Source organism: Treponema sp. UBA753 (assembly GCF_002297325.1).
Classification (GTDB): domain Bacteria; phylum Spirochaetota; class Spirochaetia; order Treponematales; family Treponemataceae; genus Treponema_D.
The window spans coordinates 2,018-14,142 of sequence record NZ_DBKJ01000061.1; the positions used below are offsets into that span (position 1 = coordinate 2,018).

Genomic DNA, 12,125 nt, shown 5'->3' on the forward strand with positions numbered 1-12,125 from the left:
ATTTCCTCATTGACTTTTTATAGGAGAAACAATATGAAAAAACTTATTTTTATTGCAGCCCTTTTTTCTGCATTTTCAGTTTATGCCAAGCCAGCAAAAAAAGTTAAAATAGGAATTGCAAAAATTGTTCAGCACGTTGCCTTGGACGACATTGAGCGTGGCGTAATTGATGCAATAAAAGACGCTGGAATCGATGCGGATTACGACTTGCAAAACGCAAACGGAGATGTTGGAACCGCAGCCCAAATTGCAAATCAGTTTAAAGCGGAAAAAGTGAACGTCGCGGTTGGAATAGCAACACCAGTAGCGGTCGCGCTTGCCACAGCAATAAAAACTACACCAGTTGTCTTTGGAACAGTTACAGATCCAGTTGGAGCCGGACTTGTCTCAACTGTAGAACATGGTCAGCGCAATGTAACTGGAATGAGCGATGCGATTCCAACAGAGCAGCACATAAAGCTTTTTAAGGAAGTCGCCAAAATAAAAACTCTTGGATATATTTACACAAGCAACGAAGACAATTCTGCAAGCGCGCTTTCACTTGTGGAAAAAGGATGCAAAGAAGCAGGAATAAATCTTGTAACTCAAAGCATCACAAAATCAGATGAAGTAAAACAAGCTGCACAAGCAATTGTAAACAGAGTGGACGGAATTTATCTTTCCACAGACAACACAGTTTTTAGTGCAATTGCAAGCCTTGTAAATGTTTTTGGAAAAGCAAAAAAGCCGATTTTTTCAGGAGACGTTACAGCAGCAAAAGAAGGCGGAATTTTTATGGCAAGCGGATTCAACTATTATAAAGCAGGCCGCGCCACAGGAGAAATGGTTGTAAAAATTCTTAACGGAGCAAAACCTGCAAGCCTTCCTGTAAAATTTATGACAGATCCTTCAGACTCAGATTTCCTAATTGACCTTGATTCAGCGAAAAACTGCGGAATTTCAATAGACCAAAAATATATTGATTCAGCAAACTTTATATATCAAAACGGAAAACTTTCAGAAAAATAAAAGCTTATGATTTCATCAATAATAATTGAAGGACTTATTTACGGAATCATGGTTCTGGGTGTTTTTTCAACATTCAGAATCTTGAATTTCTGCGACATGACAGTTGATGGCTCTTTTCCTTTGGGAGCTTGCGTTCTTGCAGCTTGTCTTTTAAAAGGCATAAATCCGGCGGCATCGATTTTTATTTCATTTTGCTCAGGACTTGCAGCAGGCCTTATAACAAGCGCGGTTTACACAAAACTAAAAATTCCAGATTTGCTCGCAGGAATTCTAACAATGACAATGCTTTATTCCGTGAATCTTAGAATTATGTCAAACAAAGCGAATGTTTCTTTTTTAAAGATTCCGACATTGTTTTCAAAGATTTCTGATTCAATGTACGAATATTTTCCTTCAGTTGATCCGCAGTGGGGAATTGTTGTTTTTCTGATTATTTTTGTTTTTGCACTAAAGGCTCTTCTCGATCTTTTTTATCATACTGACCTTGGACTCACAATGGGCGCGCTCGGAGCAAATCCGCAGCTTATAGTTTCGCAGGGAATAAATCCAAGCATTTTAAGAGGAATTGGAATTTGCTTTGGAAACGGGCTTGCAGCTTTGGCAGGAGCTTTTGCGGCAATGTACAATGGCTTTGCTGACGTTGGAATGGGAACTGGAATTGTAGTTTCAGGGCTTGCTTCTTTAATGCTCGGAGAATTTGCAATCCGCTCAAATAAAATTTCAGTGCAGACATTCCGTGTAATAGCAGGCTCTTTTATTTACAGAGCGCTTATGATGCTTGCCCGCAGCTACGGATACAAAATCCACATAACGCCGAACGACTTAAAACTTGCAACAGGAATTTTAATTATAATCTGCCTTATTATTTCCCGCACAAATTTAAAAGAAAAATTCAAATCGTCTAAAAACGGAGCTTCAAAATGATTGAGCTAAAAAACATTGGAATTACATTTAACAAAAATACTCCAGACGAAAACACCGCGCTTAAAAACATAAATCTTTCAATTAATAAAGGCGACTTTATAACTGTAATCGGAAGCAACGGAGCCGGAAAATCAACTTTGTACAATGTTATTTCCGGAACATATTCACCAACTGAAGGCTCGATTTTTCTTGAAACAGAAAACGGAATAAAGGACATAACAAAAGACAAAGAATACAAACGCGCAAAATACATCGGACGAATTTTTCAAAATCCGCTTTTAGGAACAGCCGGAAAAATGTCGCTTGAAGACAACATGGTCATTGCATCAAAAAAAGGATTCAAAGGACTAAAAATCAGCCTGAACAATAAAACACGCAGTTTTTTTAGAGAAGAGCTTTCTAAGCTGAACATGGGTCTTGAAAACCGTCTCGGCGACAATGTTGAGCTTTTTTCAGGCGGGCAAAGACAAGCTCTAACGCTTCTTATGGCTGTAATGTCAAAGCCATCTCTTCTTTTGCTTGACGAACACACGGCCGCCCTTGACCCTTCAAACGCTGCGATTGTAATGGAGCTTACACGGAAATTTGCAAAGGAATACAATCTCACAGTTATGATGGTAACTCACAATATGCAGCACGCTCTTGACTATGGTTCTCGGCTTTTGATGATGGATTCAGGCGAAATTATAATGGACATAGGAAAAGAAGAAAAACAAAAGCTTACAATGGATTCAATAATTGAAAAATTCCGCGCCATAAAAAAGCATTCGCTTCAAAACGACCAGATGCTGCTTCAATAATCCTGCGGAAACTTTGCTTAATTGTATTTTTCCTTGAGCCTTGCTATAATCCGTTGCTATGAGAATTTGGCTTAAATATTTAATTGGCATTGCAATCGGTTTAATTTCCGCCCTTGTTTTTTCACCTTCAACAGTTCAGGGACAAGCGGCTCTTGATTTTATTGTGGAAATTGCAGTCCGCTTTGGAAGATACGCGCTTCTTCCGGTTTTGTTTTTTTCTGTTTCAATTTCATTTTTTAAGCTTCGGGATGAAAAACTTTTAACAAAAGCTTCAGCCTGGACTTTCGGCGTAATATTTTCATCATCATTCGCGCTTATGCTTTTAGGACTTGTTTCCGCGCTTGCAATAAAACTTCCGCGCATTCCAATCACAACTGAAAAAGCTTCCGAAGTTTCTTCATTTGCATGGCAGACTTTGATAACCAAACTTTTTCCTTTTTCCGGGTTTGAATCTTTGATGGACGGCGCATATCTTTTGCCTTGTTTTATCTTTGCAGGACTTGCAGGAGCTGGAGCCACCAGTGATAAAAACGCTTCAAAAGCCGCAGTCGGACTTTTTGATTCCCTTAGCAAAGTATTTTACATTGTATTGAGTTTTTTCATTGAAATTTTCGCAGTCGGAATGATTGCCGTAATGTGTCGCTGGACAATAGATTTTATTTCGGCAATAAGCAGCGGAGTTTACAACGGACTTATAATAATGCTCACTGCTGATTTACTCATCGTAGCCTTTATTATCTATCCGCTAATATTAAGATTTCTTTGCCATGAAATGCATCCTTACAGGGTCTTGTATGCTTCCATTTGTCCTTTTTTGGTCGCATTTTTCAGCGGAGACACAAACCTTGCGCTTGCATTAAATCTTCGCCACGGAAAAGAAAGCCTCGGAATAAAAAGAAGAATCAACGCATTTTCGTTTCCGCTTTTTTCTATTTTTGGACGCGGAGGAGCAGCTTTAGTCCAGGCAGCTGGCTTTGTTCTTATTTTGCGCTCTTACTCAAGCCTTGGAATTCCAGTGCTAGACGTTTTGTGGATTGCAGGAGTTTCTTTCTTGCTTTCATTTGCTTTGGCAGAAATTCCTTTGGGCGGACCGTTTGCCGCAATAACTTCAATGTGCCTTTTGTACGGACGCGGATTTGAATCCGGCTATCTTCTTTTAAAAAATGCAGTTCCCGTTATCTGCGCCTATGCAGCCGGAATCGACGCTCTTACCGCAATGTTCGGAAGTTACATAATCGCCGTAAAAACAAAAATGATTCAGCATCAGGAGCTTAGAAAATTCATTTAAAATGAACATCTGCCTTTTTTCCCCGGAAGAAATTTTAAATCCGCTTGACATTCAAGATGAGCGCGCCCAGCACATTCTGAAAATTCTGCATAAAAAAGAAGGTGAAAGCTTTTCAGCAGGAATCATAGGAGGTCAGGCCGGAACTGCCATAATAAAAAAAATTTCTGTTGAAGAAAAAAAATCTTCCGACGGAAAAAAAACATTCAAAGGCGGAAAAATTTATTTTGACTTCACACCAGAATCCGACGGAAAAAAACTTTATCCTCTTAAAATGATTATTGGATTTCCCCGGCCGATTCAGCTCAAGAGACTTTTGCGCGACATGGCTTCTTTGGGAGTGCAGGAAGTTCATCTTACAGGAACAGAGCTTGGTGAAAAATCGTATTTAAAATCAGATATTGCAACAAAAGGCGAAGCAAAAAAATTTCTTTTGGACGGAAGTGTTCAAGCAGGCTCTACTCAAATCCCTAAACTTTTTATTCACCAAACGCTAGAAAACTGCCTTGAACAAATTGACCTTGAAGGAAAACTTTTTGCGCTTGACAACATTGAGCCTTCACAAAGCCTTTCATGCGCATTAAAAGAAAAACCGCAAAAAGCAGTAGCCGCAATTGGAAGCGAGCGCGGCTGGACAAATTCCGAACGTCAGCTTTTTAAGCAAAACGGCTTTGAGCTTTTAAGCATGGGAAAAAGAATTCTACGGACTGAAACAGCATCAACTGTCGCAGCTTCACTTATCTTGGATTCAATGGGAGTTTTGGACTAAAATGATAAAGAGAACAGGACACGCTGACTTGCCGCTTCATGTTGGAACAGTTCCCAAATGGCTTGCAGACAGAATGCGCGACCTTGGAACTTTGATTGTAGAATCGCTTTTAATTCAATATGGAAAAAAAGAGGTTTTGCGCAGGCTAAGCGATCCTTTATGGTTTCAGTCATTTGGAGCAGTTCTGGGAATGGACTGGCATTCTTCCGGAATAACAACAAGCGTAATGTACGCCTTGAAGCGTGGAATAAATCCGCGGGCTAGAGAATTCGGACTTTGCGTTTGCGGCGGAAGAGGAAAATATTCGCGCAGAACACCGCAAGAACTTTTATATTTAAGCGAAGCGACAGGTTTAGACGGAACTTCTCTTGTAAACGCAAGCAGGCTTTCAGCAAAAGTAGACGGGGCCGCAGTTCAAGACGGATTTCAGCTTTATCAGCACAATTTTATTTTAAGCGACCAAGGCGACTGGGCAATTGTTCAGCAAGGAATGAACACTCAAACCAAAACAGCACGCCGCTACCATTGGTGCTCGCAAAATTTAAATTCATTTATTGAAGAGCCGCATTCAGGAATTACAGGAGAAAACAAAGGCCTGATTTTAAATCTCACGGATTCTTCTGCAGCCAGCACAAGAAATTCAATTCTTGCACTTTCAAAAGAAAAGCCTGAAAAAATAATCGCCGAAATAAAATCCGTGCAAGAACTTGGACTTCCACAAAAAATTCAGCAAGAGCTTTTTGAAGACAAAACTGAAATCCAAATTCAAAATGAAAGGAGCATAACACTTCCTTCTCATCATAATGTTACAGAAAAAGATGTGGACTTAAAAAGGCTTGGCGCAGTTCTTGCAACCGCCTATGAAAGTCCTGCAAAAAATTTTGAAAGTCTTCTTTTAACTCCGGGGCTTGGTCCTAGAACATTGCAATCCTTGACTTTAATCAGCGAAGTAATAAATGGAACTCCAAGCAGATTCAAAGATCCGGCAAGATTCAGTTTTGCCCACGGCGGAAAAGACGGACATCCATTTCCTGTTCCGCTTAGAATTTACGATGAAAGCATAAGAGTTCTAGGAGACGCAATAGAAAAATCAAAGCTCGGCTACAATGACAAAAGCCAATGCATAAACAGGCTTCATGCGGCCGCTCTTCAGATAGAAAAAAACTGCGATCCAAAAGCTGACTTTGACAAAGCAATCAGCTATGAAAAGCAGAATTCAGTTCGCTGGGGCGGAAAAACAGTCTAGCGTTTGCTAAGCATTTTATTTACAAGAACAGTTCCAATAAACTGAATCAGCTCAACAAGCACAAGAATAACAACAACAGCCGCAATCATTACATCAGTGCGAAATCTTTGGTAACCGTATCGAATTGCCAAGTCTCCAAGTCCGCCACCGCCAATTGTTCCAGCCATCGCAGAATATCCAATCAAGTTTATAATTGTAAGCGTTATTCCTGAAATCACAGACGGAAAAGCTTCCGGAATAACAACTTTATAAATAATCTGCCAGTTTGTTGAGCCCATTGCTCTTGCAGCCTGAATCATTCCAGAATCAACTTCGCTTAAAGCAGTTTCTATTACACGAGCAACAAAAGGAGCAGCGGCAATGCTAAGCGGAATAATCGTAGCTTCTGTTCCAATACTTGTTCCCAGCATAAGACGTGAAAGCGGAAAAAGCACAATCATCAAAATGATAAACGGAAAAGAACGCAAGACGTTTACAATCCGGCTTAAAATCTGATTCAAAATTGGACGCGGAGAAATTCCAGTCGGATTTGTAATGTAAAGCAAAACGCCCACAGGAAAACCAAGCACAAGAGAAAATAATGTAGAAAAGAAAACCATTTCCAAAGTCTGCAAAGACGACTGTCCAACTAAAGCAAAAATCTGACTCATTTTTTTCCTCCAGAAATGTCTTCAACAAGAATGCCCTGCTCCCTTAAAAAATCAAGAGCCTTTTTTATTTCAGTTTTTTTGCCGGAAAAATCAACAAACAAAGCTCCAATGTCTTCATTCTTTATACGCTGAATTCCACCTGCCCTGATATTGAATTCCACATCGAACAGCTTTGCCATGCGGCTCAAAACAGGCTCTCCGGTTTTTTCTCCAATAAAATGAAGCTCAAACTGCCCGCCTTCATCAGACCAGCGCACAATTTCATCTTTTGAATTCGAAGAAATTCCTCTCATAAATTCTTTTGTAACTTCTGACTTAGGACAGCTGAAAATTTCCTTTACGCTTCCCTGCTCCACAATTTTTCCAGAATCAACAACCGCAACCTGCTCACAAGCATCGCGCACAACTTCCATCTGATGAGTAATCATTACAACTGTCAAATTCATTTTCTTTTGAATGTCGCGGATTAAATTCAAAATTGAAGTTGTTGTCTGCGGATCAAGAGCGCTCGTAGCTTCATCGCAAAAAAGAATATCAGGCTGAGTTGCAAGCGCACGGGCAATCGCAATTCTCTGTTTTTGTCCGCCGGAAAGTGTGCTTATAGGAGAAGCGGCTCTGTCTTCAAGTCCAACAAGCTTTAGCATTTCCTGAACACGCGGCTTTATAACTTCTTTTGGAGTTCCGCAAATTTCAAGAGGATAAGCAACATTTTTTTCAGCAGTCCTTGAACTGAACAGATTAAAATTCTGAAAAATCATGCCAATCTTTCTGCGGCGCAAAATAAGCTCGCGTTTTCCAAGGTTATCAACTCTGTCGTTGTCATAAAAAATTTCACCTTTGTCCGGCTTTTCAAGAAGGCTTATCAAACGCACAAGACTGCTTTTTCCAGCTCCGCTTTTTCCGATTATTCCAAAAATTGTATTTTCTGGAATATCCAGTGAAATTCCATTTACAGCGGCAATTTTTCCGTTTGGACCTGAATATGTTTTTTTCAAATTGTTAAGTTTAATCTGCATAATAAAATAATAGTGAAATTCAAGTTGTGCTACAAGAAGATTTTCTTTATAGCCAGCTATAGTTTTTTCTAATAAATCAGTATAACAATAAACTATCGTTAGTTTTTATTTAATTCCTGATTTTCCGCGCGCAATAAAATCCATTTTTCTAGCTTGGCGACGTAACGAATGGTCGGGAGTTTTTATATTTTCAATCTGCGCATTATACTGAATTCGCTCCTTACGTTCGTTAGCCCAAACTGGAATTTGAGGATGCAAATCGCCTTTTTTAACGTACTGCTCCCATTCTTCTGGCTCTGGAATTTCAAAGCTCATTTTTTCTCCCGTAACAGGATGAATAAACGCCAATGTTCTTGCATGAAGAGCAAGCCTATGAAAGGGGTCAGTTCTGGCCCTATAATTTTCGTCTCCGGCAAGCGGATAATGCCTTGAAGCCAAATGCGCCCTTATCTGATTTTTCTTGCCTGTATCCAAAGAAAGCTCAAAAAGCGTATGGGTTCTGCCCCGTAACACAACACTGAAATTTGTGCGTGCCTCGCAAGTTTCAGCCTTGTCATCAAGTTTTTTTGGAACATAGCCTTGATGGCACGCATTTTTTGCAAGCGGTTCATCTATAAGGCCAAAGTCCGGCAATTCAGGATGATTTCTTCTAGGATTTTCCGCAACAGCCCTGTAAAGCCTATCTGTAACCATAGTTTTCCAAGTGGACATTATTTTTTTCTGTACCCTTTCATTCAAGGCAAACATCATAACTCCGCTTGTGTCTCTGTCCAAACGATGCACAACAAAAGGCCGGTGACTTTCAGAAAAAGTTCCTTTTTTACGCATAATTTTTTCCAGAAGCTCAATCGCAGTGCGAGATTTGCTTCCCGGATAAGGAACAGAAAGAAGCCCAGAAGCTTTGTTTATAACAACAATATCCTTGTCCTCGTATAGAATTTCTATGCGTTCCTTTCCATAGTCGCTTTTATGCTCTCTCTTATATCTTGTGCTGGCTTTTACAAAATGCAAAGTTTCTTTCATATCTCTACTATATAAATAATCTGAATAAAGTTCAAACGTTGCGCACAAAGATAAAAAAACATTAGACATCAAATGCTAAGAATGATAATATTAGTACAACTAATTTTTATCGGAGCTAAAAATGGATTTGCCTTTAATCGATGTTGAAATTCCAGAGGGAACAACAGAAATAACAGGAACAACTTTTCACAACCACCGCATGGTTTCTTCTATAAAAATTCCAGAAAGCGTCCTTGTAATCGGAGAAAACGCTTTTGCTGACTGTGTAAATTTAAAGTCGGTTGTGCTTCCTCCAAATTTAATGGCAATCGGAAAACGTGCATTTTACAACTGCGCATCCCTTGAGTCCGTGGACATTCCGTCAAACATCACTACAATTGAAGAAGGAACTTTCGAAGACTGCACAGGGCTTCAGTCAATCGTCTTGCATGAAAACATTACTTCCATAAATGAAAAAGCATTCGCAAACTGCACCGGAATAAAAAACCTTGTTCTTCCAGACAACTTGATTTCATGCGCAAAATCAGCATTTCCAAACAGCGAAAAATATCTTCCAATCAACAAAAACTACAAATACGAAGACGGAATGATGTTCAACACATTTAACAGTATGCTTTTATTTTACAGCGGAAGCAAAAAAAATGTGGCGACTCCTAAAGGAATAAAAGGAATCGGAAGAAGAGCCTTTTTTGGAACAGACATGGAATCTGTAAGAATCAGGGAAGGCGTTATAAGCATCGGAGAAGAATCTTTTGTAAACTGCGGAAGCGAAACAAAAGTTATAATTCCAGAATCAGTAGATTTTATTGAAAACAGCGCATTCGGAACTTCTGTAAAAATATTCTGCAAAAAAGCTTCATACTCGGAAAACTGGTGCCGCAACAATCCAAACTGCGTTCAGCTTGAAGACGAAGAATTTTAATATTAGCCTACACTAACTTGTGTTTTTAATGTATATTTTAACCGGCAAAAAATTTTTCGGAGGAATATATGAAACACAAGAATCTACGGAATTCACTGGCAGCGGCAATTTTTATAGTTGCGTCAGGAATTTCAATAGCTGTAATGGCAGCCTGTTCAAAGCCAAAAGCTCTGCCAGACGGAACATTTTCTGGCAAAGCGGACGGAAGAAACGGCGCAATTGAAATCGCATTTTCTGTAAAAGACGGAAAAATCACTTCAACAGAAATCCTGAAAGAAGAAGAAACAGACTTTGCAAAACCCGCAATAAAGTCAATTCTTGAAAAATTCGCTTCCACAGGAAAAGCAGCCGGAATCGATACAGTTTCAGGCGCAACGATAACTTCCAAGGCAACTTTAGCGGCTTTGGAAAACGCAATAAATTCAGCCCACGGAAAAAAATCAGAGCAAGCAGAATACAAGGACACTTCATGCGACATTGTTATAATCGGAGCTGGCGGAGCTGGACTTTCTGCGGCAACAGAAGCTGCAAGCAAAGGCGCAAAAGTAATTGTCCTTGAAAAAATGGGAAACGCAGGCGGAAACACAATTTCTGCGACAGGCGGACTTAACGCAAGTGAAACTTCAATTCAAAAGAAACTTGGAATTCAAGACACAAACGAGCAGTTTTTTGAAGACACAATGAAAGGCGGACACTACAAGAACAATCCAGAGCTTGTGCGCAACATGACTGAAAAATCTGCGGAAACTGTAGACTGGCTTATTTCAATTGGCGCAGATTTGACTGATGTTGGAAAAATGGCAGGCTCAACAAACAAACGCACTCACCGGCCGCAAGGAGGAGCTGCTGTTGGCTCAAATTTGATTCCTGCTCTTGAAAAAGCCGCATTGAACGCTGGAGCAGAAATCCGCTATTCAAACAAAGTTCTTGACATAATCGAAAAAGACGGAAAAGCAGCCGGCGTAAAAGTTTTTGCAGGAAGCAATGAATACACAATCAGCGCAAAAGCCGTGATAGTTGCAACAGGAGGATTCGGCGCAAATCCGCAGATGGTCGTTTCCTACAAACCTGAACTTGAAGGATTTGGAACTACAAACCATAAAGGCGCAACTGGAGACGCATTCAGCTGGATAAAAAAATTCAATGCCGGTCTTACTCAGATGGAAGAAATTCAAACTCACCCGACAGTTGTTCCGGGAAACGGCACAATGATAACAGAAGCTGTCCGCGGAAACGGAGCAATTCTTGTAAACCGCGACGGAAAAAGATTCTGCACAGAAATGGCAACCCGCGATGTAATGTCAAAGGCCATTCTTGCGCAAAAAGGAAAAACTGCATTTCTTGTATTTGACCAGGATGTTCGCAAGTCTCTCAAGGCAATTGAAACTTATATAAAGAACGGACTTATTACCCAAGGCGAAACTGCAAAAGAGCTTGCAGAAAAACTTGAAATTCCAGCGGATGAATTTGAAAAGACAATGGCAGATTATGCGCAGATTCAAAAATCAGGAAATGACCCGCTTGGCAGAAAGGCTTCCGAAATGCCGCGACCGCTTACAAAAGCTCCGTTCTATGCTGTTGAAGTAGGGCCTGCTGTTCATCATACAATGGGCGGAATCACAATAAACACAAAGGCGCAAGTTTTAGACGCAGACAAAAATCCTGTTCCCGGACTTTATGCGGCTGGAGAAGTTACAGGCGGAATCCACGGCGCAAACCGTCTTGGAGGAAACGCAGTAGCAGATATTTGCATCTACGGAAAAATCGCTGCCGACACCGCGCTTGAAGAAATTAAAAAATAAAACGCAAGATTATCCGCTCTAGCAGGGTAATGACAAATAGGCAAAATCTTAACTGCCATTTCCAGACCTTGCATCATTCCCGTGTCCTAGACCTTGTGTCATTCCCGTACTTGATACGGGAATCTTCTATAAAAACAAAAATGCTCCAGATATTTTACCTGGAGCATTCTTTTTAACTTGAATATGTTAAGAAACTACTTTTTATATGGTTCTGTTGGCTTTTCAGTAACTTTTATATACTTAGTTGTTTTGGTTTCTTTTTCATCCTTAAATGTGTCAGTCAATTCTGAGCCAGAAATTATGTAAGTTTCTGACCAGCCTTCAGCTTCAAACTTTTCAGAATCCCATTTACCATTTTTATATTCATATATAGTAAAACCAGTTAAAGTCAATGTATTTCCGCTAGTTGTAAAAGTAAATTCAGTTTCTACGGAATATCCAACAGAAGAAGCATCCCCATTATCAACATCATCACTGTCAAAATATTTGTATGTTTTCCCAGTTGTGTCGCTAGTAAATTCGATGTAGGTTTTAGCGTATTTAGTAGAACCATCATCTTCTTCTACAGAAATCCAGTACGCTTTTTCTGTTCCGCTAATACCCAATGTTGAGCTAGACACATCATCATCGTCATCATCATCATCAGACTTACAGCCTGCAAATGCAAGCGCAAGGACCAT

General features: G+C 39.9%; 12 protein-coding genes. 8 read left to right on the forward strand and 4 right to left on the reverse strand.

The window, feature by feature from the left end; all coding sequences use genetic code 11:
• The first annotated feature begins 33 nt into the window (after positions 1 to 33).
• Genes B4C08_RS05290 through B4C08_RS05315 form a run of 6 tightly spaced genes read left to right on the forward strand, consistent with a single transcriptional unit; the run spans position 34 to position 6,032 of the window.
• Positions 34 to 1,008 (forward strand): ABC transporter substrate-binding protein, encoded by a 975-nt coding sequence (locus B4C08_RS05290; RefSeq protein ID WP_296663751.1) that lies wholly within the window; start codon positions 34 to 36, stop codon positions 1,006 to 1,008.
• A gap of 6 nt (positions 1,009 to 1,014) precedes the next feature.
• Complete coding sequence (locus tag B4C08_RS05295) at positions 1,015 to 1,932, forward strand: ABC transporter permease (RefSeq protein WP_296663752.1); 918 nt, start codon at positions 1,015 to 1,017, stop codon at positions 1,930 to 1,932.
• Positions 1,929 to 2,732: an ABC transporter ATP-binding protein gene (locus B4C08_RS05300; RefSeq protein WP_296663753.1), complete on the forward strand. Its 804-nt coding sequence runs from the start codon at positions 1,929 to 1,931 to the stop codon at positions 2,730 to 2,732. Before B4C08_RS05295 ends, B4C08_RS05300 begins: the two co-directional genes overlap by 4 nt.
• A 58-nt stretch (positions 2,733 to 2,790) precedes the next feature.
• Positions 2,791 to 4,020, forward strand: coding sequence for a dicarboxylate/amino acid:cation symporter (locus tag B4C08_RS05305; RefSeq protein WP_296663755.1), 1,230 nt, complete (start codon positions 2,791 to 2,793; stop codon positions 4,018 to 4,020).
• Position 4,021: 1 nt separating this feature from the next.
• Complete coding sequence (locus tag B4C08_RS05310) at positions 4,022 to 4,786, forward strand: RsmE family RNA methyltransferase (RefSeq protein ID WP_296663756.1); 765 nt, start codon at positions 4,022 to 4,024, stop codon at positions 4,784 to 4,786.
• Between the two features lies 1 nt (position 4,787).
• Positions 4,788 to 6,032 (forward strand): DUF763 domain-containing protein, encoded by a 1,245-nt coding sequence (locus B4C08_RS05315; RefSeq protein WP_296663758.1) that lies wholly within the window; start codon positions 4,788 to 4,790, stop codon positions 6,030 to 6,032.
• On the opposite strand, the gene B4C08_RS05320 is transcribed toward B4C08_RS05315, so the two are convergent.
• The 3 genes from B4C08_RS05320 to B4C08_RS05330 all read right to left on the reverse strand — a co-directional run bounded on the left by B4C08_RS05320 (position 6,029) and on the right by B4C08_RS05330 (position 8,721).
• Positions 6,029 to 6,682, reverse strand: coding sequence for a methionine ABC transporter permease (locus B4C08_RS05320; RefSeq protein WP_295796760.1), 654 nt, complete (start codon positions 6,680 to 6,682; stop codon positions 6,029 to 6,031). The two genes, B4C08_RS05315 and B4C08_RS05320, sit on opposite strands and share 4 nt — an antisense overlap.
• On the reverse strand, positions 6,679 to 7,698 hold the full coding sequence (locus B4C08_RS05325; RefSeq protein WP_296663760.1) for a methionine ABC transporter ATP-binding protein: 1,020 nt from the start codon (positions 7,696 to 7,698) through the stop codon (positions 6,679 to 6,681). Before B4C08_RS05325 ends, B4C08_RS05320 begins: the two co-directional genes overlap by 4 nt.
• Positions 7,699 to 7,803: 105 nt before the next feature.
• Positions 7,804 to 8,721, reverse strand: coding sequence for an RluA family pseudouridine synthase (locus B4C08_RS05330; RefSeq protein ID WP_296663762.1), 918 nt, complete (start codon positions 8,719 to 8,721; stop codon positions 7,804 to 7,806).
• A gap of 121 nt (positions 8,722 to 8,842) precedes the next feature.
• On the opposite strand from B4C08_RS05330, the gene B4C08_RS05335 reads away from it, so the two are divergent.
• Positions 8,843 to 9,643, forward strand: a complete 801-nt coding sequence (locus B4C08_RS05335; protein WP_296663764.1) for a leucine-rich repeat domain-containing protein — start codon at positions 8,843 to 8,845, stop codon at positions 9,641 to 9,643.
• 68 nt (positions 9,644 to 9,711) lie between these two features.
• Positions 9,712 to 11,445: a flavocytochrome c gene (locus B4C08_RS05340; protein WP_296663766.1), complete on the forward strand. Its 1,734-nt coding sequence runs from the start codon at positions 9,712 to 9,714 to the stop codon at positions 11,443 to 11,445.
• 194 nt (positions 11,446 to 11,639) lie between these two features.
• Here B4C08_RS05340 and B4C08_RS05345 read toward each other — a convergent pair.
• Positions 11,640 to 12,125: hypothetical protein (locus tag B4C08_RS05345; protein WP_296663768.1), on the reverse strand; the 486-nt coding region annotated here is incomplete at its 5' end.